Consider the following 25,550-nt stretch of genomic DNA (forward strand, 5'->3'; position numbering starts at 1 on the left):
AGCACCAAACACCGGAGACCTCGTGGCCACCCTAGCGGTGACGAGGCGGCATGGCCTGAGGGACGCGCAGTGGGCTGTCCGGGCCCCGTTGCTTCCTGCGCCGAGGACGGGTCGTCCGCCGAAATGGACGAAACGGCAGCTCATTGACGGGATCCGGTGGCGGATCAGAGTCGGGGCGCCGTGGCGCGATGTCCCCGAGCAGTACGCGCCGTGGCAGACGATCTACGGGCTGTTCCGCCGGTGGCAACGCGACGGTACGTGGGCGCGGCTGCTCGCGGCATTGCAGGCACACGCCGATGCCGCCGAGCGCATCGACTGGGACGTCAGCGTGGACTCCACGGTCAGCCGCGCCCATCAACACGCCGCCGGAGCGCGCCAAGCTGGCCACGCGCAGAAGGAACCTCCGGGCGGTGTGCAGGCCGAGCCCGCCGATCACGCGTTGGGTCGCTCCCGCGGCGGCCTGACTACCAAGACGCATCTAGCCTGCGAGCAGGGCCAGAAGCCGTTGTCGCTGGTGCTGACCGCGGGTCAGCGTGGAGACAGCCCCCAGTTCACCGCCGTGCTCGACAAGATCAGCGTTGCCCGGCTCGGCGCTGGTCGGCCCCGTACTCGCCCGGACCGGGTCCTCATGTCGGACCGGCGGCACGTGTGGGCCGGTTCCGCCGGTAATGACCCGGTGTCCAAGCCGGAGGTCGCCGGCAAGTACGTCATGGGGTTACCGATCGTCGGGACCTGGCTCAGCGAGGCGTACGCCGACGGCCACGGCATGAGCCCGCACGAGGCAGAGTTCGGTGCCAACCAGTACGTCGTCGACACCAGCGGTCACAGCGACTACTGGAACAACGGCAGCAAGAGCCTGGCAAATCAGGCTGCCGTGGTGGTCGGTCAGTACTCCTACGCCGGGCTGGAACACGGCCAGGCCCCGCCGAACATCAGCTGAGCAGGAGCAGACATGACGATTCCACCAGTGAGGCAGAAGCTGGCCGCCGCCACCGCGGCTTGCCTTTTCCTGCTCGGCGCTACGGTTGGATGCGACAAGGGGAGTGACGACGTGCAGACCAGAAACGCCGACGACGTAGCCCGCGAGGTACAGCAGTACGCCGATCAGGTCGTCACGATCATCGGTGACACGAAGCTGACCAACGGGGTGGTCGACACCTCGCCCTGCGAGGGCAAACGCGGCGAAACGGACGGTGACATCCGAACCACCTACGGCATCTACCAACTACCGGTGTCCGACCACGCCGCTGCGATCGGCCGGCTGCGACAGGCATGGAATGCCGCCGGCTGGCGGATCACCGACGACCGGACAGTCGGCCAGCGCGGCGAAGGCGTCCTGGCAGCGGAGGCTCCCAACGGAGGCCTCAACGCCTCCATCACCAGCACCACTCCCCCGACCCACGTGAAACTCTCCATCTATTCCGCCTGCTACCAAACCGCCAAAGCCGGATAGGGCACCGGCAACACCCAAGCAGGCATGCCCAACCTGACCTGCGAGAGCGTCCCTCCGCTGGATGTGACATGCAGCCCACCGGGCCAGGCACAGGCGGTCGAACGGGTCGCTCAGCGTGCGCCGGAGAGCTTCGCCCAGCTGCCGCACGGCGCGACCTATCGCAGTGACCTTGCGTAGCAGTCCCAGTTGCGTCGAGCCGTGACGCCGCACCATCCAAGGAGCCATCCAGGTTCTCGGCCCAGCTGGAGCCATGTACTCGGGCTCCGGCATTTGCGCTGCCAGGTCAGCACCATGTCGAGGCGGCGTTTCGTCTGGGCGCGCATGTGCCAGTGTGGGATCCGTGCCGATGACCGATACCGGGACCCGTTCCCCCCGCGAGGAGGCCAAGCGCCGGCTTCGCTCACTCGCCCTGCTGGAGCTGTTGAACATTCCCCTGCAGGCATGGCTATGGTTCTCGTTGACGGCTCTGCCGCTGACAGTGGCGAACCTCGCGGGCTTTGGAGCGTTCGCCCTGCTCCTCGTGGTGGCCGCCGCGTACTGGTCACTCAAGTTGCGACAGCTGCGCCGCCGAGAGCCACTGCTGCCTGGTCATCGTCTTCTCGCCACCGCGCGGGTGGTGCTACCGGTGGCGCTGGCAGCCGTGCTGATTGTCTGCATCGTCGCCGCTGTGCGGCTCCCTGGTGCGCAGTCGTGGCCGGGGCTGGCGTTCGGCATCTTTGCGGTTCTCGAGTACATCAACTACTTCCACGTGCAGCTCATGCATGACACTCGTGCGGACCTTCGTCGGCTCATCACGGTGGGATTCCGTCCCGCCCACCTTGCTCGTGACCTGGCGCGTCACCGACAGCGCGGGCGCGGCCCTTCCCCGAGCTGAGGCTCCCGGGCGGGATGCGGACGTGGTGCGGTCACGGTGACATGACCGTTCGTGCCCGCCCGCGGCGAGCGGTCGAAGTGCCTGGGAGCGAATTACCACCGTAATGCCCCGCTTGCCGGTCTCTACCCCTGCGGACGGGAACGACTGTTCTCAGCTCCCTATTACTTCTGTAAAGTGACCGCGGGTTCTGGTCGAGTGGAGTGTGCCCGTCGTGGTGACGCAGGTTTCTCAGCCCGAGTTCGGGCAACGCCTGCGGAGGCTGCGGGCCGAACGCGGGCTGTCTCAGCGTGACCTCGCTTCGGGGACGGTCAACCAGTCGTACATCTCTCTGCTCGAATCCGGCGCAAGGGTGCCCACCCTCGACGTCGTTCTGCACCTGGCTCGGGTCCTCGACGTGTCGGTGCACGCTCTCGCCGATGTAGACATCGCGTCACCGGATGGGGCGGTCCGAGCGCTGGCGCGGTCCCAGTTCGTCAACGATGTGCTCACCATGGCCGCGATCGAGTACGGCGATCTGGATGACGCCGAGCAGCGGATGACCGCCGCCTACCGGGCCGCGCTGGCGGCCCCAGCCGAGTCAGCGGCTGCGCTCGGCTACGGTCTGGCCCTGGAACGCATCCTCGAGCTGCGCGGTGACCGCCCGGGACGCTACGCCCTTCTCAGCGAGCTGCTGCCGCTGGCTGACCAGTCCGAGGTCGTCGAGATGCGGGTCCGGACCCGCATTGCGTTCAGCGCGGCGGCTCGGGACGTCGGCCGACTCGACGAGGCCTACGCAGAGATCGAGCGGGCCAGCCGGGAGATCACCGGAACCGCGCTGGCCGACGGCAGCGAACACATCAGGCTGCTGGCCGTCCACCTGTCCGTGCTCAACGACCGCGGCAGCTCCGTGGAGATCATGCGACTTGTGGAAACCCTGCTCGTCGTGGCGCGCAGGCTCGACCGCTCGGCCATCACCGGTCGTGGACAGTGGGCCGCGAGTATCGCGCTGGCCAGCATCGGTAGGTGGCGGCGTGCGCTCGAGTCGCTGACGGAGGCGCGGAGGATGCTCTCCCACCCGAGCACGTCGTTGCGCGACTGGGCGAGTTTCTGCCGGGCTGCGGTCTCGGTGCAGATCGACGCGCATGCCGAGCCGGCCGAGATCGCCGCGAGCATGGAAGCCGCACGCGCCGCGACGATGGCCGAATCTTCTGTGGCAAACGTGCGGCTCGCGGCACTCGAGGTGCGCTTCGCGGTAGCGACGGGCGATCCTGAGCGGGCCATCGCCTTGGCCGCCGCGGTCGCCGATGACGAGCTGCCGAGTGCGGAACGTATTCGATTCCTTCACGCCAGGGGCCAGGCTGAGCGGCTGGCTGGGCAGGAGGCGCAGGCGGTTGCCACCCTGCGGTTCGCGGCTCAGCTCGCTGAGGAGACCTCGGCCTTCCGCCATGCCGCAAGGATCTGGCGCGACATCAACGAACCGGCCTGAGGCGGATGCCGAGTTTCAGGACGTCCGTGACAGTTCAGTCTCGGGACGTGGGTGACACGTCCGGCTAGAGGATCTTAGGCCCGAGCGTAGCCTCCTTTCGACGTGCCGGGATCCGGCGCGGTCCTACGATCGATGGATGCAAGCCGATCGTGGGCCTCTTCCGCCTTTTCGTTATCACCCGGATCCGGTCGCGACGGGTTCGGTCGTGGCCGAGGAGGTCGTGTGCGTTTGCTGCGGTCGGCAGCGGCCTTTCACCTACGTGGGGCCGGTCTACGCGGTAGAGGAGCTAGGCCGTCGCCTGTGCCCGTGGTGCGTCGCCGACGGGCAGGCGGCGTCCTTGTTCGACGCGCAGTTCACCGAGGTCGGATGGCGGGTGCCTGACGATGTTGCCGCGGAGGTGACCGAGGAAGTGCTGCAGCGCACGCCGGGGTTCGCCGGCTGGCAGCAGGAGCGGTGGCTGCATCATTGCGGTGACGCGGCAGAGTTCCACGGACCGGTCGGCGCGGCGGAGTTGGCCGCCTTTCCGGACGCCCTGGAGTGTGTGCGGCTGGAGGTTCGCGGTGATGGCGGCTGGTCCGCCGAGCAGGTCGAAGGATATGTGCAGTCGTTGAGCAAGGATGGCCAGCCCACCGCGTACCTGTTCCGCTGTCGCCGATGCGGAGCTCACCTGGCCTACTCCGATTTCGTCTGAGTGGGAGTTGCCCGCCGCGGGGGTTCGGGTTTGCGGGCCTTGAACCGGGCGATTGTGTGGGTGGTGGTGCGGACGGCCTCGGTGAGCAGCTGCTCGCCGTGGTAGACGCGGAAGGTCGTGTCGGCTTCCTCGACGGTGACCGTGTGGCCGGCGTGACCGATACCGACTTGGATTTTCTGCCGGGCGATGCAGATGCTGCCGCGGGAGCTGACCTTGCGGTCCACGCGCAGCGGCCCGGCCGCGGGCGTCGGGGCGGGGCCGCCGGGGCGGGCGTTAGGGATCCGGGCGACCTGAGCCGGGGTGAGGGGGTTCGGCAGGCTGCGCAGCAGGGTGCGGTCGGTGTCAAGCAGGTGCAGCACCCGGTGGTCGAGGCGGACGGTGACCCGGCGCCCGGCGAGGTGGTAGCCGACCGGGTGCTGGCGGCCGGCGAGACCGATCTGGCCGCAGGCGTTGACCGTGCGGTCGACCTCGACGGCACCAGTGCCAGGGGCGGGTGCCGGGATGGGTGGTGGCCCGGCCGGGCGGGCGCCGTCGGCCAGCAGTTGCTGCAGGGTGGTCGGGCTGAACCGGGACGGCACGCTCTTGAGCCGTACCCCGTCGCGGAGCAGGTGAACGACGGTGGTGTCCGCCCACACCGTGACTTCCCGGCCGGCGTGGGCCGGGCCGAGCCAGAACTGCTGCCCGCGCAGGCTGAGGTTGCCGGAGGCGGGCACGGTCCGTACGACCTCCACGGCCAGAGCGGTAGGCGCAGCCGGCCGGGGGCGGGGCGGGGCGGCATGCGGCGGTGCGGGGGTCTCGTCGAGGATTGTGGACAGCGACGGCGGCAATTTCAGGGGGATGCCGTTGCCGTGCTCGGCCCGGAACCGGTTGGCTGGGAATGCCATATCCAGGGATTGATGTGGCCGGTCGGTGTTGTATTCGTGGCGGAACGCGTCGATCGCAGCCTGGGCTTCGATGATCGACGTGAACGGCGGGTGGTCGTCGAGCAGTTCCCGGCGCAGGCTCTGGTGGAACCGCTCCACCTTGCCCGTGGTCGTCGGGCTACGGGGTTTGGTGAGCCGGTGGGTGATGCCGTTCTCGCGGCAGATCCGATCGAACATCACCTCCCCGCCGCCCTGATTGAAGCGTGCGGTGAACTGCTTGCCGTTGTCGGTGAGTAGCTCGTCCGGGACGCCGTACTCGCGCAGGGCGGCGACCAGCGCCAGGCAGACGGCCCGGCCGGTCGCCTTGGGCACCACGGCGGCGATGACGCAGAACCGGGAGTGGTCGTCCACACCGGTGACGACCTTGGCCTCCCGGCCGTCAGCGAGCATGACGCCGCCGACGATGTCCATCTGCCACAGTTCCATCGGCCGGTCCCGTTCCCACCGCACATAGTCCTCCCGACGGCGACGACGAGGCCGTTCCTCGACCAGGCCATGCCGGACCAGGATCCGGTGCACCGTGATCCGCGACGGGATCGGACCAGGACACCCCGTCCGGCCCAGCTCGAACAGGATCCGGCGAGCACCCCACCGCGGATGCCGACGACGCATCTCGCAGACCAGGGCTTCCACGTCGGCAGAGGTCTGCGTCGGTGACGACCGCGGCCGGCTGGACCGGTCAGCGAGGCCGGCAAGACCGTCCTGCTCATACCACGCCAGCCAGCGATGCACCGCTTGCCGCGACACCCCGAACCGGGCCGCTACGTCCGTGACCGTGGACCCGGCCCGCACATCGAGGACTGCCTGATACCGCTGTTCCGTCACGCTGATCTCCACCAACACTCGGCGGAGTGTCACGCACGTCCTGATACCGATCTGTCACGCAGGTCATGAGACCCGACACCGGCCTGAGGCGGATCACGTGCCAACTGTCCTAACGAGTTCATCGGGCAGCGAGCACCAGTAGGGATCACCGGCGCGCGGGAGGAACCCGCGCGATGACGACTGTCCTCGTGGCCCTGCGCATCGTCTCCCCGCTGTCGCACTGAGGTGACCCGGTGGTTCTCACCATGGCCACTCGCCGCGATGCATCCGGTGGCCCCTCAGGGCCGGTGCATTCCGGTGAGCCGAGACATTGGCGACGTCCGCGTTGGTGTGCATGCGCCAATGTCTACCGGGGACGCGGTCGCTGCGGTGCTCTGTATCAGAATTTCTGATATCGCAGTGAGCGCTGCGCCGCTCCGATGCTGTGCTGGTCCGCACGACCTGCAAGGTGGTTCGCAACACCGACGAAAGGATCAGCACAGTGACGTACGACGACAGGTTCGCCGCGGCCGGGGATCTCGCGGCAGAGCTTTCCGAGCAGCAGATCGACCTCGAGGCCGGGCAGGAGGCCGGTGGCCTGTTCACCGTGCCGGGCACTAGCACCATCGGTTACATCTGCACCTTCTCCTGGGAATGCTCGATCCCCAAGCGGCTCTGCGGGAGCAACGACTGACCCTCGAAACGACGGCGGGTTCCGGAGCAGTTCGGGCCCGCCGTCTGTCCCACCGGAAGCGAGCCGCGACGATGCCATTGCACGACCTCTACCCGCTCTTTCCCGAGTTGCAAACGGACATCGGGCTCCAAGAGTTCCTCACCCCCATTTCCGGCTCGCTCGCCGAGGACTACATTGCTCCGGCCGACCGCACCGCGGATCTGGCCGAGCTTGGCACACTCTGCACCGAGCAGATCGGTGACGGCCCAGCGATGTTCGACGCCTTCGCCCGTTCATATTGCGCGCCCTATCGTGTGCAGGTAGAGCGGACGTTCGAGGGCTCGCCGCTGACGGTGGCGCGGGCAGCGCAGCTGACCACCGACTTCCTTGCCTGGCTCACCGAGCGGGTCCAGCAGACCACCGTCCGCACCCTGGTCGTCGTCCTGGATCTGCTGCGCAGGGCGGAGGCGTTGCCGGGCGAGACCGGCGACGAGAGGCTGTGGCATTTCTGCCACATCTCCGGCCTCGATGCGTTTCGCGAGCAGTTGTTCGTCGTCTTTCCTGAACTGGGTCGGCAGCTCGCCGTGTTGGCGGACAATGGCGTGCGACACCTGCGCCGGATGCTCGACGCAACGACGGCGGCCGTCGCCGACGGCCGGTTGCCGACGGCGGCGACCGGCTCCCCGAGACCGGTCCTCACCGCGATTTCGTACGGGCTTGGCGACTCGCACGGTGGAGGCAAGACCGTCTGCCGGCTGACCTTCTCCGGTGACCGGGCACTGGTCTACAAGCCGCGCGCGATGGACGTGGAGCACGCATACGCCGCCTTCGTCAGCCGGATCGACCCGGATCTGCCCGTCCTCTCCGTCTGGTGCGGCGACGACTGCGGGTGGCAGGAGTACGCCGATCAGGGCCAGGCCGCGCCGGCTCCGGCCTACTTCCACGCGGCGGGGCGACTGTTGGCGGTCCTGCATGTGCTGCGCGCCAGTGACATGCACTACGAGAACGTGCTCAACCACCGAGGACTGCCCGTGGTAGTCGACGCCGAATCGCTGTTCAGTGTCAACCGCCGGGCCGGCGACGGGAGGGAGCAGTCGGCCGAGATTCAGGCGTTGGCGCAGACGGTGTTCTCCGTTGGTTTGCTCCCGACCCGCATCGGTGCTCCGGGCGTGGCCGACGCTTCCATCGATATCGGCTTTCTGGGCTATGTGCCGGGCCAGCAGGCCGTCACGACCAGCCCGGTCCTGACCGACTTCGGCACCGACCAGCCGCGGGTGGGCTTCACCGCCGGAACGGTGGAGACCGCCGCGATCCGACCGGCAGGGGATCGGCGCAGCGTCGAGCTCCAGCAGCTCTGTGCGGGCTTCGCGGAAACCTACGACTGGATCCTCGACCACGTGGGACGGGTCGAGGCCTGGCTGCGCGAACTGTTCCCCGGCGTCGCGGTTCGTTCGGTGCTCGAGGCCACGAGCAAGTACCAGAAGCTGCTCCAGACAGCGTCGCACCCGACGTTCCAGCAGTCGACCCCGCTGAAGGAGCTGCTGCTCCACCGCATCGGACTCGGCCGGATCGATCACCTCACCCCGCCGGTCGTCCGAGCCGAAATCCGCGACCTGCTGCAAGGCGATGTTCCCTACTTCTCCCTGCGGACGGACAGCACCTGGGTCTATCACCACCGGGAGGCCGTCGCGGACGTGCTGGCCCAGCCGCCGCTGGCGCAGACGATCGCCGGGCTACGGGCGATGTCACCGGGCGCCCGAGACCGCAACCTGCGGATCATCAGGGCCGCGTACGTGGACCTCACCGAGCCGGAATGCGACGCCCCCGCGTATGCAGGGCACACCGTCCCCTCAGCGCCAGCCCGGACCCGCGACCTGGTGGACGCGTTGGCCGCGGAGCTGACCGACGCCGTCGTGGCGGCGGGTCCCGGCGGCCGACCGGGATGGATCGGCGCGACCATCCGCGACACCACCCAGGAGTTTCCGTGGCGGGTGGACGGCCTCGGCGACGACCTGTACGCCGGCGTGGCTGGTATCGCGCTGTTCCTGGCCGCGGCCGGGGTTCTGACCGATGAGGCGCGGTATCGGACGCTGGCGCGCGATGTCCTGTGTCCGCGGGTGCAGGCGCTTCTCGACGACCCGACACGACGGCGGCGTCAGGTGTCCGGGGGTATGGCAGGAGGCTATCCCGGCCTAGCCTTCACCGCCCTCGAGGTGGCCCGGCTGTCCGCATCGGCGGAACTAGCCGAACTGGGCGCACAGCTGTGGTCCCGGATCCCGGAGGACCTGCCACTGCTCGAGGACGCGGATTTTCTGATGGGATCGGCTGGGCTGCTGGCGGCGTCGGTGACGGTCGAAAGCGGGGCCGTCACCGAGGCGGCGTTCCAGCATCTGCGCGGTCGGTTGGACCTGAAGCCGGCACCCGACCAGCGCCTCTACAGCGGGTTCGCCCACGGCACGAGTGGCACCCTGGCATCGCTTGCCCGCTACGCCGCTGCCGCCGACGACGGGCGCGTGGAGCTGGCGTCGCTGTCCCGGATCCACGAGGGACTGTACGACCCGGGCGCCGGACACTGGCCGATCAGCAACCTGGCTCCGGAGCGCGTCGCGCGTGGCTGGTGCCACGGCACCCCTGGTGTCCTGCTCGGGGTCGTCGAACGTCTCGTCGCCGGCGCGCCGCCCTCAGACGATCCACGTAACAGCGTCGGCGTGCTCGCCGAGACCGTCGCGGACACCTGCCTCGGGCTCAACCTGTCGCTGTGCCACGGCGACATCGGAAACCTGCTGATCCTCGCTGAGGCGGCAGGGTGGGATCCGTCCGGGCGAATCGCCGACCGGGTCGCCGACCGGCACGCGGAGCTCGTCACGCGGATCGTGCCCGGGGCGCTTGCGGCCCGCGTCGGCAAGTCGGTGCTCAACGACAGTGCGTACGTGGGCACTGCCGGGATCGGTCTGGGGATGATTCTGCTGACCGGGGAGGTCGACGTGGCCTCGCCGCTGACGTTGCGGCGGAACCCACGGTGAGGCCCCGGTGTATCGAGCAGCTCACAGCCACCGAGTGCGGGCTCTGCTGCTGCGCGATGCTGCTCCGCTTCGCCGGTGCCGGGGTCGACGTGCACGAGCTGAGGATGCGTTACCAGGTGGGACGCGACGGGCTCACGGTCGCCGACCTCTCCCGGATCCTCCGGGAGAACGGCGTACGTCCCCATGTCTACCGCACGTCCGCGGCCGGGGTGGCCGGGCTCGGTGTGCCGGCGATCTGCCACTGGCAGCGCTCGCACTTCGTGGTCGCGTACGCGTTCGACGCGCGGGGAGTGACCCTGCTCGACCCCGGCGCGGGCCGGCGCCGGGTGACCCATGCCGAGTTCGCGGAGTCCTTCTCCGGTTTGGCGGTGACCGCCGATGCGGCGGCCGTCGGGCGGCGCCCGCGGCGGGCGCCGGGCGTTCGCGTGCTGGCCCGCTTCGCGTGGGAGAAGCGGGCGCTGCTAAGCCTCGTCCTGGTGCTCTCGCTGGCCACCTCGGCGGTTCCACTGGGCATCCCCGCCCTGCTGGAGTCGTTGTTCGGTGGCGCGCAGGCCTCGGTGTCGGCCGGTCTGCTGTTGGCGGGGGTCGCATTGGCGTTCGCGCTCGTACTGTTCGTGCGTACGGTGGCCGGTGTGATCGCCTCGGTGGCGGTCGGCCGGTCGCTTGCCCGGGCGGTTTTCGATCGATTGCTGCGCCTGCCGTACGGCTTCACCGAGAGTCGGGGGCCGGGGGAGCTGATGTTCACCCTGGAGTCCGTGCAGCAGCTACGGTCACTGCTCTGCAACGATCTCGTGCTGGTGCTAGTAGGCGCGGTGGTCAGCGTCGTCCTGCTGGGGTGGCTGGCCATGCTCTCCTGGGCTGCGCTGGTGGCCACGCTGGGCCTGATCGTGGTGCTGGTGCTCGCAGCGTCGGCCGCCACCGGCGCGGTGCGCCGGTCCGCGTACGCGGAGACGCGCGCTCGCGCGGAGCTGCAGACGACCCAGCTTTCCGCCATCTCCGGACTTGAAGTGATCAAGACCAACGGCATGGAGAGCGCGTATGTGCAGCAGTGGCAGCGACGCAGCGACGCGGTGCAGCGGCAGTTCACCCGGTTGCAGGTCGTCCAGGGCATGTTCAACGCCCTGATGGCGGGCATGATGTTCGTTGGTCCGCTCGTCATCCTGGCTCAGGTGGTGCCGGCTCACGCGGCCCCCGGCGTGTCACTGGTGGTGTCGGTGCAGGCGCTGACCGGCCTGCTGCTCAGCCAGGTCAACCTGATGGTGGGGTCGTTTACCCGCCTCGCACAGGCGAGCTCCTTGCTGGTCCGGGTCGCCGACGTGCTGCTGCGCCCGGCCGACGACCTTTTCCGCGGCGCCGTACGCGCCCGCCCGGCCGGAGCTATCGAGGTGTCCGGTGTGTCGTTCGCGTACGGCACGTTCGGCCGCCGGGTCGTCGACCGAGCGAGCCTCACCGTGCCGGCCGGCGCGAAGGTCGCGATCGTCGGTCCCTCCGGCTGCGGCAAGAGCACCCTGGCCCGGCTGCTGGTGGGGCTGCACCGTCCGGCTGCGGGCCGGATCACCATCGGCGGTGTTGACCTGCGCGACTATGACCGTGAAGATTTCTACGACGCGGTGGCGTACGTGCCGCAGAACGTGGTCCTGGAGTACGGCACGGTCCGCGACAACATTCGCTGGGGTGCCGGCGAGCGCGCCGACGAGCAGGTTTACGAGGCCGCCCGGCGGGTCGGCCTGCACGACGAGATCCTGGCGCTGCCTTTGGGCTACGACACGCCAGTGGCCTCGCTGGGGCACAACTTCTCGGGCGGCCAGCGGCAGCGCATCAGTCTGGCCCGTGCCGCCTTCAAACACGCCTCGGTGGTCGTGCTCGACGAGGCGACCAGCTCGCTGGACAACCTGTCCGAGGCTGCGGTGACCGCATATTTCGACAGCTTGCGGGCCACCCGTGTGATCATCGCGCACCGGCTGACATCGGTGGTCGACGCGGACCTGATCGTCGTGATGGACCGGGGCGCGGTGGTGGAATCCGGCACCCACGACGAGCTGAGCCGCCGCGGCGGACTCTACCGGAGTCTGTATGAGCTCACGGCTGGCGCGGAACAGTACAGCCCGACTGGAGGATTCGCATGATTGAAATTCATGGGCTGACCAAACGCTTCGGGCGGGTGACCGCCGTGGACGACCTGTCGTTCGTTGCGAGGCCCGGTTCGGTGACCGGGTTCCTCGGCCCGAACGGGGCCGGCAAGTCCACCACCATGCGGATGGTGCTCGGCCTGGATCGCCCCACATCCGGCTTCGCCACGGTCTGCGGTCGGCCGGTTCGCGAACTGCGGCACCCAGCCCGGACCGTCGGCGCGGTTCTCGACGCGGGCTGGGTGCTGCCGCAACGGTCGGCAAGGGCACACCTGCGCTGGATCGCCGCCGCGAGTGGGTTGCCGGCGTCGCGGGTCGATGAGGTCATCGCCGAGGTCGGGCTGACCACCGCCGCCGGCCGCCGGGTCCGTGGCTTCTCCCTCGGCATGCGTCAACGACTCGGTATCGCCGCGGCCCTGCTGGGTGATCCCGAGGTGTTGTTGCTCGACGAGCCGGTCAACGGCCTCGATCCGGACGGCATCCTCTGGCTGCGTGGCCTCGTGCGCGGGTACGCCGAACAAGGCCGCACGGTACTGCTCTCCAGCCACCTGCTGGCGGAGCTGGCCGGCAACGTGGATGAGGTGGTGGTGATCGGCCGGGGTCGGTTGATCACACAGCAGGCGATCGGTTCGTTCCTGGCGTCGTCGGCGGCCACCCGCGTGCGGGTGCGGGTTGATGACCCGGACCGGTTGCGCGTGGCATTGACGGAGGGCGGGCACACCTTCGGGACGCACGACGAGCGGGATCCGACGGTACTGACCGTTTCCGGGCTGCGTACCGAGGAAGTCGGTGCGCTGGCCAGGACGGCGGGATGCACAGTGTGGGAGCTGACGGCGCAGACCGCGTCGCTGGAGGAGGCGTTCTTGAAGGCTACGAAGACCCACTCCGAGCACGTCGCCGGGGAGGCCGGTAATGCGTGAGTCGTTGGCCGCCGAGTGGCTCAAGCTTCGTTCCGTGCGCTCGACCTATGTCTTGCTCGGCAGTGTGGTGATGGTGACCGTGCTCCTGGCGGCGGCGGTTGGCGCCTCGGCATCCGGTGCGCACGATCCGGTGCGCCGCAATGACCTCCTGGTCGGGCTTCTGGGCTACGGCCTGGTCATCTACATGGCGCTGAGTGCCCTGAGCGTCAGCCAGGAGTACAGCTCCGGCACGATCCGGACGACGTTCGGTGTACTGCCACACCGAGGGTTTGTGGTTGTGGTCAAGGCGAGCCTGCTCGCCGCCGTGTGCGCGGCCAGCGCCGCCGTGCTGACCCCTGTCGCACTCCTGGTGGGCAGTGCGGCGGCCGGGCAGGCGCTGGAGTGGGACGGCGCTCGGCGGCTATTGTGGGGCGTCCCGGTAATCGTGGGTATCACAGCTGTCATAGCAGTTGCCGTGGGGGTGCTGGTGCGCCGGACCGCCATCGCGCTGGCGATCGTCATCATCTGGCCGCTGCTTATCGAGGGTCTGACCACGCTGGTGCCGCGGTTCGGGCCGCGCCTGGCCACGCTGCTGCCGTTCACGAATGCGCACTTCTTCCTCGGCGACTCGCAGGGGCTCGCCTTCGCCTGGCCGCCGGCGACCGGCCTGCTGGTCTTCGCTGGAGTCGCCGGGATGCTGCTGGGTGCGGCCGTCCTGACGGTCCGCTATCGCGACGTGTGACAGCCACGTCCATGGTCGAGCCTGGCTCGATAGCTGCCTTAAGACATTGACCTGTCTAGAGATGTCGATCTACGGTGATGACTGTAGTAAATCGACAGTAAAGGATGTGCGCGGATCTGAGCCTAATCCGACGCGGCCGCCCCACGGCATAAACCCACGCAGGACCCGGGCACCGCCACACACCAGCCCACACAGCAGCGACCGACGGAAGATGACAACGGGGAAATGATCTTCAAAGTACTGGGTCCGCTCGAGGTCATGGGGACCGTCAAGACCGGCTCGCCCGTGCGGCGCGCCATACTCATCGCATTTCTGCTCCGCGCGGGTCAGTCGATAGGCGTCGCGGAACTGTCCGGGCTGCTCTGGGACACGCCTCCGAACTCTGCCGTCGCCAACATCCGCACCCATCTCACCGGCCTGCGCCGCGATCTGGACGAGGCCGCACCGGGCCTGGGCGCCCGGGTCAAGACCTACCGCGGCACCCAGGTGGGCTACGGCATGCAGGTGACCGCCGACGAGCTCGACCTGGTCAGTTTCACCCGAGCCGCGCAGCACGGCCGGAGCCTGCTGCTGCGCGGCCTCGTGGACCAGGCCGCCAGCGTCCTTGAGGACGCCATGGCGCTGTGGCGCGGCCCATTCGGCCAGGACCTGCCTGCGACCCGGTGGTTCAACGCTCACGCCGCCGGGCTCAACAACGCCCGATTCCACGCGTACGAGGGGTTGTTCACGGCGCGCATCCTGGCCAATCGCACCGAGATGCTGTCGTACGAGATCGAGAGCGCGCTGGCCGAGTCACCGTACCGGCAACGGCTCTGGGAACTGCTGTCGGCCGTGCACTGTATCGAGGGTGATGCGGCCGGCGCGTTGACCGTGATCAGACGATGTCAGCAACTGTTCGCCGAGGACCTCGGCCTGGATCTGCCTCCGAGTCTCGGCGCGTTGCGTACCGCTGCTCTGAGCTGGGACCGCGAGCAAGCTCTGCGGTTGGTGGCTTCGGGCATCTCCGCCGGTGATCACATCGGCACCCAGTCCCTCTCCGCCGCTTCCTAGCGGTGAGTTCCCGAACAACCGAGGTAGGGCAATGATCGAAGTCAAGCAACTCAGCAAGCGCTACGGTGCGACCGTGGCCGTGGACGGGCTGTCGTTCACCGTCGAACCCGGACGCGTCACCGGTTTCCTCGGTCCCAATGGCGCCGGAAAGTCCACCACCATGCGGGCCATGGTCGGCCTCGACCGGCCTACCTCCGGCGAGGTGCTGATCGACGGTAAACGCTATGACCAACTGGCCCACCCCCTGCGCCAGGTGGGCGCGCTGCTCGACGCGAGGTCCCTGAACGGTGGCCGGACGGTGCGGGGACACCTGCAGGGCCTGGCCCTGAGCAACCGGATCCCGGCCGCACGAGTCCATGAGGTGCTTGACATCGTCGGGCTCGCGGGCGTGGCCGGCAAGCGCGCCAAGGGCCTCTCGCTCGGCATGTCCCAGCGTCTGGGTGTCGCCGCCGCGCTGCTCGGCGACCCTCAGGTGCTGCTGCTCGACGAACCGGTCAACGGACTCGACCCGGAGGGAATCCTCTGGATCCGGGGCCTGATGAAGCGCCTGGCCGCCGACGGCCGGACGGTCTTCGTCTCCAGCCACCTGATGAGCGAGATGGCGCTCACCGCAGACCATCTCATCGTCATTGGGCAGGGACGGCTGCTGGCTGACAGCTCGGTCAGCGAGTTCATCGACCGCAACGCCCGTTCGTTCATCCTGATCCGCACGCCCGAGCCGGAGAAGATGCGTTCCACGCTCACCACCGCGGGCATCCGCGTCGAGCAGGGCGGCGACGGTGCGCTCGAAGCCGTCGGGACGACCCTGGAGGCCGTCGGCGCGCTGGCCGCGCAGCATCAGGTGACGGTGTACGAGATCAGCCCGCAGGTTGCCTCCCTGGAGGAGGCGTTCATGCAATTGACGGCCAACGCGGTGGAGTACCGCGCACAGCAGGGAGTATGACCGTGATGAACCTGGGCGCGGCCCTTTCATTCGAGCTGAGCAAGATTCGTACGCTGCGTTCCACCGCCTGGAACCTCGGTTTGTTCCTGGTGGTCAGCGTGGCACTGGCGATCACGACGGGATACTTTCTGCGGATCACTTACACCGACCTCAGCGCGTCGGCGCAACAGCGGTTCGATCCGATCGGTGCTGGCCACAGCGGACTGCAGCTCGGTCTGCTCGCACTGGTGATCCTCGGTGTCCTCGTCGTGACCAGCGAGTTCTCCTCCGGAACCATCCGCAGCTCGCTGACCGCGGTGCCACGTCGCGGCGTGTTCTTTACCTCGAAGCTGCTCGCCGGTGCCCTGGTGGCGTTCGCCGCCTCGGTCGTGGTGGTGGTCGTCAGCTTCTTCGCCACGCAGGCCGCGCTCGGCTCGCACAGCGTCGGGATCGGCGACGACGGTGTTCTGCGTTCGTTGGTCGGGGCTGTGCTCTACACCACGCTGCTGACCGTCTTCGCCATGGGTCTGGCTACTGTGCTGCGCAGCGCCGCACTGACCATCGGGATCCTGATTCCGCTGTTCTTCATGGTGTCGACCATTCTCGCCAACATTCCACACGTGCAGAAGGTCGCCCAGTTCCTGCCGGACATCGCGGGCGGGCAGATCCTGTACCGGGAACCGCAGGGTACGACGGTCCTCAACCCGTGGACCGGCCTGGCGGTGCTGGTGGCGTGGACGGCCGCCGCGGTAGTCGGGGGCTTTCTGGTGATTCGGCGTCGCGACGCCTGAGCGCTGTACCGAACGGCCCCGCACGCTCCCAGGCGTGCGGGGCCGTTTCCCGTGCGGTCACGCCCGTAGCAGAGCCAGGAGGTCCCGAGCAGCTGCCCGCGGTCCGTACACCGACGCGACCCCGGTCACGTTGAGCACGACCTCGTCGACGCCGGCGGCGCGGTAGGCGTCCAGTCGCTGGTGAATATCCTCAGCGCTGCCGTACAGGAAGACACCGCTGTCGGCGAGCCGGTGCGCATCCCGGGTAGGCGCGCCGCGCAGTTCCACTCCGGAGCGCCGCAGGACGTCAGCGTAGTGCGGCGCGCGGGAGTGTGCCCCGCACGCAGCCTCCACCAACGCGGTGAGATCCCGATCCGGGTCGGCCAGCGCACAGGGCACGATCGCGGTGACCTGGACCGGAGCCTCCAGGGTGCGCTCGGCGGCCCGGATCGATGGGATCAGGGTCGTCCGCACGTAGTCGGCCGAGCACAGCCAGGTGATCGCCACGTCGGCCGCCTCTCCGGCGAGCCGGGCCATCCGCGGGCGTAGCACGCCCAGGCCCACCTGTACGGGCGGAGCCACGGCCGGAACCAGGGCCTGCTCGGCGTCACCGGCGAGCAGGCCGCGCACCGCGCGGAGGTAGTCACGAGCCGCCTGCAGCGGCTTGCGGTACGGGCTGCCCAGCAGGGCCGCCTGCAATTGCGCAGAGCCCGGGCCGAAGCCCGCCACGACCGGATGGCCGGTGGCCATGGCCGTTGAGCGGGCCTCCAGCGCCGCGAGATACGGCGAGCGGAACGGCATCAGCGAGACGCCGAAGCCGACCGGCACCCGTAGGCCGCGCCCGGCGAGCCAGGCGGCCAACTGGTGCGATTCCAGCACCATGCCCTGACCTTGCCACAGCCGGGTCGCGCCGGCCTGCTGCACCAGCTTCGCGAACGGCACAACATGTTCGGGCTGGGTGGGTGCGAACGGCAGCAGGATCGACCGGCGCATCAGCCCGCCCGCCGGCCCCGGACGTACATGACCAGCGACAGGATCGCTCCGAACCCGATGGCGAAGGCCGCGCCCTGGTAATTGTCCTGGGTCAGACTCACGATCGCGATCACGACGCCAATGAAGATCGGAAATCCGCTGCCCGCACTGCTCTTCCTTGCCATGTCGCTCCTCCTCGTACGATTGGTCACACTGAAGTAGGCCCGGTGAACGCCACCGGGAGCGCGCCGGTCCACTCACCCGCGCCGGCCGCCCGCAAAAGCAGGTCGGTGTCGCCGACGCCGGACCAGCCGAGGAAGTAGCCCAGCAGGGAGGTACGGCCTGGCGCGCCGGTGGCGAAGCCGTCGGTGCGGGCGGCGCCGATGACCCGGCGCTGGTGGTCCACAGCCCGTCCGATGAGTGAGTCGTCGCCGAGGATCCGGGCGACGCCGAGCAGCGCCTGAATCACACCGCTGCTGCCGTGGCACACGGAGAGATCGACCGGCTGTCCCGGCCTCAGCTCGGTGGCGCTGTCGAGGATGGCGTCCAGGCGCGGGCCGACCAGCCAGTCAGTCCGACCAGCCGAGGCCATGATCTCGGCGGCACTCAGTGCCAGCCCCGCCGCGCCGTTGCACCATCCCGGCACGGGCGAGAGCTCACCGCCGGTCAGCCGTTCGGCCAGCCAGTCCGCCGACGACCTGGCCAGGGCCGCATCACCGAGTACGCGGCCGATCCGGGCCGCGGCCCAGCGCAACCCGAGTTCGCCGTGCGCGACGTCGAACCAGGGCTTGTCGCGGACAACATCCAGGTGCTGCACGGTCAGGTCGCGAAGCAGGCGGAGCTGCGCCTCGCCGGCCGCTGGGTCCAGGCCGTTCTCCATCCGCGCCAGCAGCAGCATCAACACGCCCGCGGGGCCGTTGCCCAGATCGGTCTCCAGGGTCCCGGCCTCGGCGCGCCGCGCGATGCCGCCGAACGCGCGAGCCAGCCAGTCCTCGTCCACGTCCGGGCGGGACAGCAGGAGGGACGTTGCGCCGGTCAGCACACTCTCCGGGGCCTTGAGCAAGCCGTCCGGATAGTCGGCGAGCAGGCTGTCCAGGCCGCGTTCGGCACTTCGGTGGACCTCCCGCAGGTCGGCGTCATGGTGGGCGGCGTGGCGGAGGAACGCCACGATCCCACCCGAGTCGTGGAAGGAGATGAACGTTCCCGGCGCCAGCGTCGGCGCGGCCCGGTCGGGGCCGATACCGCAGACCCAACCCAGCTCCGCCCCGGCGGCCCCCTGGTGCGAGACACCGACGGCGGCGATCGTCCGGGCGATGCCGGTCCACCACTGCCCGGGCCGCGCTGCCGCCAGCGCCGGACCGAAGACGCTGTGCCTGGACATCCCTCCCGGCCCCGCGATCTCGGCGAACGTCTCCTCCAGCAGGAAATGGTGGAAGGTGTCCGGCTGCTCGGCGTTCTGCCGGACACCACGCTGGGCGAACTCCAGCGCGGACCATTTGTGAGCGCCGGCGAACGCGGTCCGTGCGGTTGCCAACTCCGTGGAGCCCGCGCGTGCCTGGAAGAGCGGGATGTTGCCGGTACGCAGGGCTGCCCGTTCCTGCTCGCCGACATAGGCCGCAGCCTCAGCACTCAGGTGCGGGGGATACTGCCCGAGCAGGTTCAGCACCCGCTCGGACTCGGCTTGACGGCGCAGGTAGTCGGGGTGACTGGCGGCGTCGAGGAACCTGCCGTAGACCATGGTGGAGCGGATCAGGCAGCGTACCGGCATGGCCGGGTGCTTGGTGAGTACCTTGGTGATGCTGCCGTCACGGACCGCTGCGAGGGCGTCGACGTAGCCGGCGCGGATGTCGGCGAACCAGTCCGTCGGCACGAGCGCCCGCTCGCCGAGGCGGGGGACGTTGTCGGTTTGCTGGTAGGTGACCGGCAACCACCGTACGGCGATGCCGTCGGTGTCGTTGTCGTGCACGACCGGCCGCTGCATCTTCGAGGTCTGCTCGCCCGCGACCCCCACGCCGGACATGTTCAGGTCGTTGCGGGAGGTGGGGTCGAGCATCGGCACCAGCATCGTCGAGGCGATGGAGAGCTTCAGCTGGTTGGCGAGCCTGTGTGGCAGGGTGTCACTGTCCACGCCGGAGTCCGGCCGCACGATGGTCTCGGTGTCGATGACGCATGGATACTCGCCACCGGCGATGAGGTTCTCGTCGTGCAGATCCGAGGCGCCGATGGTGCCGAAGATCGCGCAGAGGGCACCGAAGCGGTAGAAGTAGCGGCTCGGCTGGTCGTCCCCCGTCATGGCCCGAGGCGTGACGAATTCCTGCCATCCGTGGTCGCCTACCGAGACCGACCGAGGCAGGCAGTCGCGAAGCGAGTACGCGAGGTGCGGGTCGACCGCCGCGTAGAGGTCGCGGACGAACTCGTCGGAGTCCAGCGTCCGGGGTTTGTAGATGATCCGGGTGCCGCCGGAGAGCTCCACGCCGACCACCTTGTGGTTGTCGTTGTGCAGGTCGCCGCCGGTCGCGGAGAGGCCCACGATGGTCTCGTCCGCAGCCGGCAGCAACCCGGCGGCGTGCAGCTCCGCGCGGTCGGCAGCGTACGCGGCGAAGATCTCGGCGTACGGTTCCAGCGACTGCCGCACGATGGTCTCCAGCCGCTGTTCCAGCACCGGATAGCGGCCGAGGAGCTGCCGCGCGTGCGTAGGTTCGCTGAGGTGTGCACGGAATGCGCGCAGCGCAGGTCCGTCGGTGGTGGTCATGGGCAGGCCGCGCTGCTCGCGGAAGTCGTGGAACTCGGCGATCAGCGTGCGGAAGGCCAGTCCCTCCACCGTGACCGCGAGGTCGGTCCACACCGTGTTCAGTAGCGGTTCCACGCGGTGAGCCGGGGCTACCGCGGCGACGAGCGGACGCAGCCGCCGGTCGACCCGCTCGCGGGGCACGATGCCGGTGTAGAAGGGCAGGAACGCGTCGATGGCGATGCTGGGCGTGGTCATGCTCGGTCTCCTCCGACCAGGGGCTCGGTGGCGGCGTCTGCGTACAGGCCGGCGTAGACCGACCCCCGATCCAACAGGTCCGCGTGGGTGCCGTGCTCCACCACACGACCGTTGTCGAAAACGTAGATGTGATCGGCCGACCGGACCGTGGCCAGCCGGTGCGCGATGATCACCTGCGTCGCTCCGAGATCCTCGATGATCTCGCTGACCCGGCGTTCATTGACGTTGTCCAGCGAGGCGGTCGCCTCGTCCATCATCAGGATGCGGGGACGCTGGAGCAGCGCCCGCACAATCGCCAGGCGCTGCCGCTGCCCGCCGGAGAAGTTGGCGCCCATCTCCGACACCAGGGTCTTGAGGCCCATCGGCAGGTCGTCCAGGAAGTCGAGAATCCCGACGCTGGCGCAGTATTCGCGCACCTGGTCGATGGAGATGTCCTGGCCGAGGGTGAGATTCTCCAGGATGGTCCGGTTGTGCAGGTGAACCTCTTGCGGGATGTAACCGATCGCCTTGCGCAGCGCGTTCCTGTCGTATTCCGCCGCGTCGATCCCACCGATCTCCACCGTGCCGCTCGTCGGCTCGTACAGTCCGCAGATGATCCGGCCGAGCGTGCTCTTGCCGGAACCCGAGGCGCCGACCAGGGCAACCTTGGCGCCGGCCGGGATGTCCAGCGAGACGTTGCGGACGACCAGATCGCTGTGCTGCGTGAATCGAAAGCTGACATCGCGCAGCCGGATCGCCGTGGAGGCCAACTCGGTGCGCCCGCCGCCGCGGTGTTCCGGGACCGTGGCGGTGATGTCGCCGAGCCGGGCCACGTATCGGGTGGCCTCGCTGATCTCGGTGCAGGTCTGGAAGACCGACGTCGCCAGCGCGAAGTACGTGGCCGACACCGCCTGTACCGCGACCGCCGCGCCGAGTGAGATCCGGCCGTGGCTGACCAGATACAGGCTGGCCAGCAGCACCAGCAGCGGGCCGAACATCTGTGTCGTCGTGGTTACCCCGGCGATGCGCCCCTGCTGCAATCTGATCCGGGTCTTCATCGCGGTGAGCGAATCCGCATATACGCGACTCCAACCCGCGATGAAGTCGTCCGCATACCCGCCCATCTTGATGGTCGGGATGGACACGATCGCGTCGAGCTGGGTGGACTGGCTTTTCGACAGGTGGGCGATCTCGGCGTCCACGGCCTCCAGGACGCGTACCCGGGTCCGCATCAGGTACAGCCCGTTCACCGCGAGCATGGTGGCGGCGACGGCGCCGAGGCGCCACTCCGTGGCGAACAGGTAGATCGATACGCCGAGCAGGGAACCGACGTCGAGCACGCCCTGAGCCACCCGCGAGGAGAGCAGATCCCGGATCGTATTCACGCTGTTGAGGCGGAACAGCAGCTCGCCGGGCTGACGGGTGGTGAAGAAGCGGTAGGGCAGCGCCAACAGCCGAGTGAAGGTCTCGGTCATCAGGTGCCGACCGAGCAGAGTGACCAGACTGGACAGCACCAGAGTGCGGATCAGGTGAAGCAGGAAGTACCCCCCGGCGACCGCTGCCACCAGCGCGACAACCAGCAGCAGGTCGTCCAGTCCGGCGAAACGCGTGGACCGGTCCACCGCCCACTGGGTCAACAGGGGAATGCCCAGCACCGAGCCGTAACCACCCATCGACAGCAGCGCGACCAGCGCGATACGGCGGCGCGCGCCGTCGGCGAACAGCGGCACCCGGCGCCACTCACTGAACGGCCGCCGTCGGGTCTTTTCGAACCCGGGACCGGGTTCGGCCGTGATGACGATGCCGCTGAAGCCGGCTTCCAGTTCGGCGGCGCTGAGGCGGCGCCGGCCCACGGCCGGATCCATGACGACGGCAGTCCGCCCGTCGTAACTCTCCAGCACGACGAAGTGGTAGTCCTCCCAGTAGAGGATCACCGGTGTGGTGAACTTCGCCAGCACCGCGACGCTCTTCACGCGGTACGGCTTGACCAGCATCCCCCGTGAGGCGAGGAACTGGGCGAGCTGTTGTGCGGAGAGGCCGTCACGCCCGGCGTCCATCGCCTCCCGCGCCGTGGAGATCTCCTCTGCCCGCCCGAAGTAGCGCAGCAGCGCCACGCAGGAACAGAGCCCACACTCGGTCTGGGTCACCTGGGTGACCGCGGGTACCCGGCGTCGCACGGTCACCGGCCTCCGAGTGTCAGCGCCACCGGCGACAGCCGCGTCGTCGGATCGAGGCGGTTCACCAGGTGCAGCACCAGCCCGGCGGAACCCACCATCATGCTGCTGGTGTGGGCGTACCGGCTGCGGGTGTCGGCATTCTTGCGGATGATCACGGAGGGCTGCAGCCACTCGTCCTCCACCGCGGCGAGCCGGGTGCGCAGCGCGGATCCGCCGGCTTCGGCCAGGCCGCTCAGAATGTCATGGTTGCCCAGGTCACCGTGGCACCACGTGAGGTTGCGGCCGAAGCCGTCGCGCAAGGTGTTCTCCACCGCGAGATCCCGCAGCCGGATTACCTCGGCGTCGCCGGACGCGGTGGCGTACTCGGCGAATGCCAGCGCGATGCCGGCGGCGCCGTGGCACCAGCCGGTCGAGAACGATTGCGGCGTGGCCAGGTTGGAGAACCAGTTCTGCTCGGCCGGATCGAAGAAGCCGTCCAGGCGCTGCAGGAGCGACGACTGGGCGGCCCGTACGGGGCCGCGGAGCTCGGCTGGCAGTAGTGGGTACGCGCGGCTGAGCGCGTGCAGCGTGCCGCTGATCCCGTGGGCGAAGCCGGACTGGGCGAACAGCGACCGTTGTGCTGCTCCGTCGGCGCGTAGGCCGTCCAGCAGCATCGTGGTCAGGGCGGTGACGGTTTCACCGGCCGATGGGCCACCGATCGCGATCACGCAGGACAGCACACCGGAGAGGCCGCTGATCACGTCCAGGGGCAGCCGGTCTGGCGGCTGCTCGCCGATCTGCTCCTGCACCAGCGGCACAGCGTCCTGGGCGGCGCGCAGCCACTCGTCCTTCTCGAGTAGCCGCCCGGCCGTCGCCAGCCCGAACAGGATGCCGGCCATTCCCGTGTAGCCGCCATAGCCCGCCGCCCGCAGGCTACGGTTCTCGTACCGTCGGTCGGCCAGGATTCCTGCGGTTGTGGAGAAGATCTGCGTGGCCAGATCGAGATAGGCCCGGTGGTTCATGAGCCGACCGGCGGCGGCGAGGGCAAGGGCCGGTCCGGTGCGGCCGGTGTAGAGCTCGTATCCCAGCACCCCCGGCGGCCACGGCCGGCTGGCCTCGGCGGAGGCGAGCGGACCGATCCAGGTACGGGGCAGATGCGCGAACCGGTCCGGCAGCGACGTGGCAACGAGGTGATCGCTGAGCCGCATCACCAGCGCTTCCAGCTCCCCTGTTCCGGCCCGCACCGCGCCGGGTCGCGGGGTGTCGACCGTGGCTCCGGCGAGGTGGTTGTCCGGGAAGCGCGAGGCGAATGCGGAATGGATCAGCCGGAGCTGTTCCGCGAGCTCGAACTCGCTGAGCCGGCTGGCCTTCTCCAGCGCCGCGTCCAGCGGCGAGCAGGCCACCTCGGCGCCGATCTCGTCACCGTCGCCGTCCGTGAGGGCCGTGCTGGTGCTCGAAACGGTGAAGTACGGGATGTCCCGTTCGGCGAGCTGACGCAGCTCGGCCACGACGACCGGCTGCGCCGAGGTCTTGCTGGCGATGGCGATGCGCTTCAACAGCGCCAGGTACGGTGCGGTCCCGTCGAGCGCGGCCGGCGCGGAGGTCATGCGCAGCGTCTGTGAGTACAGCGCGGTGGGATTGTGCACGTAGCGCACCCGGACCCCACTGACGGCCTTGCGTAGCAGACCGGTCCAACCGTCGAGGTCGGCCGACGCGGCGCGGAAGACGCGGGTGAAACCCTCCGCCATCTCTGCGCCGAGCTGGTAAGTCTCGTCCTCGGTGAGGGCGTTGACCACGGCGGTGCGTTCGGCTGCGGGGGTGGCCGCGAACACCACCCGGATGTGGTCGGTGTAAGGGTGTTCGTACTGCATGCTCTTGAAGGGTGAACTGCCTTGCCCGCTGCCACCGAGGAAGCCGAGATCGACGTGCCCTGCATCGGCCTCCTTGCCGGCCATCACCAGCGGCAGGATGCCGATGCCGTACACCGACCGGCTGATCGTCGCGTACGCGTTGCCGGGTGCCTCGGGGGTCGGCCCGCTGTGCACGCGCTCGGGGTGCAGGATGGTCTCCAGGTCGATCGGCAGCGGTCCACGCCGGGTCGGCAGGATGTTCTCGAAATGCATGTCCCGGGCGTTGAGCAGGTAGAGCACCGCCGCAAGCTCACCGCTGGCGCGCATGAACGCGGCGGCCATGTCCGAGACGTCCTCGGTCTCGACGAACTCGACATAGCCATAGCCCTCCCGCTCCAGCACGCCGGCGGACACCAGGCTGGTGCCCAGCCGAACGTTCAGCTCCCGGGCGATGGTCACGTAGGCGGCTTCGCAGGAGACGTCGCGTGGCTTGTAGACCAGCCTCTCGCCGGACGCGAAGACCAGCACGGAGACGCTGCGCCCGTGGTGGTGCGTGTCGCCCTCGCCGAGTCCCAGCGACATCAGCCGGTCGTCCGCGGCGATGCCGAACTTCTCCTGGATCGCCGCCCGGTCTCTGCGCAGCCGGTGTGCGAGTTCGCGGAAGGCGTCCCGCTCATTGCGCAGCACCAGCCGGGTCACGTCGCGCAGGACCGGGAAGTCGAGCCCGCTCACGCCCTCGAACGAGCTCCGGCTCGCCTGATCGATGAAGGCCCGGTAGCGGTCGTGCGCCGTGGCTCCGGCCAGCCGACCGTTCTTGCGGGCTATGTTGATCGCGGCGACCAGCGGCCGGCCGTAGACCTCGCGAAGCCGAGACTCGGTCCGGCTGAGCAGTTCGAGCAGGATGGCCTCGGGGTCAGCGAGCAGATCGGTGTGGCCGGCGAGCGGGTCGCCGTCGATGAGGCGGACGGCCACGCTGCGCACGACGAGCTGGAACGGGTACTGCTCCTCGGCGTCGAGCCACCGTTGCACAAAAGCGGGGCGCGTGCCGTGCAACACGGCGAGGACGGCGTCGTCGTGCTCGGCCAGCGGGGTGATGGTCTCCGCGACCTCGGCACTGTCGAACTCGGGGTAGTAACTGGTTGCGGACATCACTTTCGGCCACTCCGATCTCAGTGAAGAAATGCGAAGC

The 25,550-nt window shown here is 68.9% G+C and carries 19 protein-coding genes; 13 read left to right on the top strand and 6 right to left on the bottom strand.

Annotation, left to right across the window (positions count from 1 at the left end; translation table 11 throughout):
• The first annotated feature begins 22 nt into the window (after positions 1 to 22).
• The 5 genes from EV385_RS15530 (at position 23) to EV385_RS15550 (ending at position 4,483) form a co-directional block, all read left to right on the top strand.
• Positions 23 to 940: an IS5 family transposase gene (locus EV385_RS15530; protein WP_242624908.1), complete on the top strand. Its 918-nt coding sequence runs from the start codon at positions 23 to 25 to the stop codon at positions 938 to 940.
• Between the two features lie 12 nt (positions 941 to 952).
• Entirely contained in the window at positions 953 to 1,453 is a 501-nt protein-coding gene (locus EV385_RS15535) for a hypothetical protein (RefSeq protein ID WP_130510104.1), read from the top strand.
• A gap of 346 nt (positions 1,454 to 1,799) precedes the next feature.
• Positions 1,800 to 2,327, top strand: coding sequence for a hypothetical protein (locus tag EV385_RS15540; RefSeq protein ID WP_130513342.1), 528 nt, complete (start codon positions 1,800 to 1,802; stop codon positions 2,325 to 2,327).
• A 211-nt stretch (positions 2,328 to 2,538) separates the two neighbouring features.
• Positions 2,539 to 3,792 carry a helix-turn-helix domain-containing protein gene (locus EV385_RS15545; protein ID WP_130510105.1) on the top strand — a complete coding sequence of 418 codons (1,254 nt, stop codon included), beginning with the start codon at positions 2,539 to 2,541 and terminating at the stop codon, positions 3,790 to 3,792.
• 136 nt (positions 3,793 to 3,928) lie between these two features.
• Positions 3,929 to 4,483: a CbrC family protein gene (locus EV385_RS15550; protein WP_130510106.1), complete on the top strand. Its 555-nt coding sequence runs from the start codon at positions 3,929 to 3,931 to the stop codon at positions 4,481 to 4,483.
• Here the strand turns inward: EV385_RS15550 and EV385_RS15555 are convergent.
• The gene (locus tag EV385_RS15555; protein WP_423203117.1) at positions 4,465 to 6,237 is read right to left on the bottom strand and encodes an IS481 family transposase; all 1,773 of its coding nucleotides are present in this window, start codon (positions 6,235 to 6,237) and stop codon (positions 4,465 to 4,467) included. The two genes, EV385_RS15550 and EV385_RS15555, sit on opposite strands and share 19 nt — an antisense overlap.
• 475 nt (positions 6,238 to 6,712) lie before the next feature.
• Between EV385_RS15555 and EV385_RS15560 the strand changes: the two genes are divergently transcribed.
• The 8 genes from EV385_RS15560 to EV385_RS15595 all read left to right on the top strand — a co-directional run bounded on the left by EV385_RS15560 (position 6,713) and on the right by EV385_RS15595 (position 16,439).
• A complete protein-coding gene (locus EV385_RS15560; protein WP_130510107.1) occupies positions 6,713 to 6,904 on the top strand; it encodes a hypothetical protein in 192 nt (63 codons plus the stop codon).
• Positions 6,905 to 6,975: 71 nt separating this feature from the next.
• A complete protein-coding gene (locus EV385_RS15565) occupies positions 6,976 to 9,906 on the top strand; it encodes a type 2 lanthipeptide synthetase LanM family protein (protein ID WP_165449492.1) in 2,931 nt (976 codons plus the stop codon).
• Positions 9,903 to 12,032: a peptidase domain-containing ABC transporter gene (locus tag EV385_RS15570; protein ID WP_165449493.1), complete on the top strand. Its 2,130-nt coding sequence runs from the start codon at positions 9,903 to 9,905 to the stop codon at positions 12,030 to 12,032. The genes EV385_RS15565 and EV385_RS15570 overlap by 4 nt, the downstream gene beginning before the upstream one ends.
• The gene (locus EV385_RS15575) at positions 12,029 to 12,955 is read left to right on the top strand and encodes an ATP-binding cassette domain-containing protein (protein ID WP_130510110.1); all 927 of its coding nucleotides are present in this window, start codon (positions 12,029 to 12,031) and stop codon (positions 12,953 to 12,955) included. Before EV385_RS15570 ends, EV385_RS15575 begins: the two co-directional genes overlap by 4 nt.
• The gene (locus EV385_RS15580) at positions 12,948 to 13,676 is read left to right on the top strand and encodes an ABC transporter permease (RefSeq protein ID WP_130510111.1); all 729 of its coding nucleotides are present in this window, start codon (positions 12,948 to 12,950) and stop codon (positions 13,674 to 13,676) included. The genes EV385_RS15575 and EV385_RS15580 overlap by 8 nt, the downstream gene beginning before the upstream one ends.
• 225 nt (positions 13,677 to 13,901) lie before the next feature.
• The gene (locus tag EV385_RS15585) at positions 13,902 to 14,726 is read left to right on the top strand and encodes an AfsR/SARP family transcriptional regulator (protein ID WP_130510112.1); all 825 of its coding nucleotides are present in this window, start codon (positions 13,902 to 13,904) and stop codon (positions 14,724 to 14,726) included.
• A 31-nt stretch (positions 14,727 to 14,757) separates the two neighbouring features.
• Positions 14,758 to 15,669, top strand: a complete 912-nt coding sequence (locus tag EV385_RS15590) for an ABC transporter ATP-binding protein (protein WP_130510113.1) — start codon at positions 14,758 to 14,760, stop codon at positions 15,667 to 15,669.
• Positions 15,666 to 16,439, top strand: coding sequence for an ABC transporter permease subunit (locus EV385_RS15595; RefSeq protein WP_207229839.1), 774 nt, complete (start codon positions 15,666 to 15,668; stop codon positions 16,437 to 16,439). Before EV385_RS15590 ends, EV385_RS15595 begins: the two co-directional genes overlap by 4 nt.
• A gap of 57 nt (positions 16,440 to 16,496) precedes the next feature.
• On the opposite strand, the gene EV385_RS15600 is transcribed toward EV385_RS15595, so the two are convergent.
• Genes EV385_RS15600 through lanM (EV385_RS15615) form a run of 5 tightly spaced genes read right to left on the bottom strand, consistent with a single transcriptional unit; the run spans position 16,497 to position 25,510 of the window.
• A complete protein-coding gene (locus EV385_RS15600) occupies positions 16,497 to 17,411 on the bottom strand; it encodes an LLM class flavin-dependent oxidoreductase (RefSeq protein ID WP_242624909.1) in 915 nt (304 codons plus the stop codon).
• Complete coding sequence (locus tag EV385_RS33935; RefSeq protein WP_165449333.1) at positions 17,411 to 17,575, bottom strand: hypothetical protein; 165 nt, start codon at positions 17,573 to 17,575, stop codon at positions 17,411 to 17,413. Before EV385_RS33935 ends, EV385_RS15600 begins: the two co-directional genes overlap by 1 nt.
• Before the next feature lie 23 nt (positions 17,576 to 17,598).
• Positions 17,599 to 20,376, bottom strand: coding sequence for a type 2 lanthipeptide synthetase LanM (gene lanM, locus EV385_RS15605; protein WP_130510114.1), 2,778 nt, complete (start codon positions 20,374 to 20,376; stop codon positions 17,599 to 17,601).
• Positions 20,373 to 22,538: a peptidase domain-containing ABC transporter gene (locus tag EV385_RS15610; protein WP_207229840.1), complete on the bottom strand. Its 2,166-nt coding sequence runs from the start codon at positions 22,536 to 22,538 to the stop codon at positions 20,373 to 20,375. The genes lanM (EV385_RS15605) and EV385_RS15610 overlap by 4 nt, the downstream gene beginning before the upstream one ends.
• A complete protein-coding gene (gene lanM / locus EV385_RS15615; RefSeq protein WP_207229841.1) occupies positions 22,535 to 25,510 on the bottom strand; it encodes a type 2 lanthipeptide synthetase LanM in 2,976 nt (991 codons plus the stop codon). Before lanM (EV385_RS15615) ends, EV385_RS15610 begins: the two co-directional genes overlap by 4 nt.
• Positions 25,511 to 25,550: the final 40 nt, after the last annotated feature.

The organism is Krasilnikovia cinnamomea (genome assembly GCF_004217545.1).
In the GTDB taxonomy this organism is placed as follows: domain Bacteria; phylum Actinomycetota; class Actinomycetes; order Mycobacteriales; family Micromonosporaceae; genus Actinoplanes; species Actinoplanes cinnamomeus.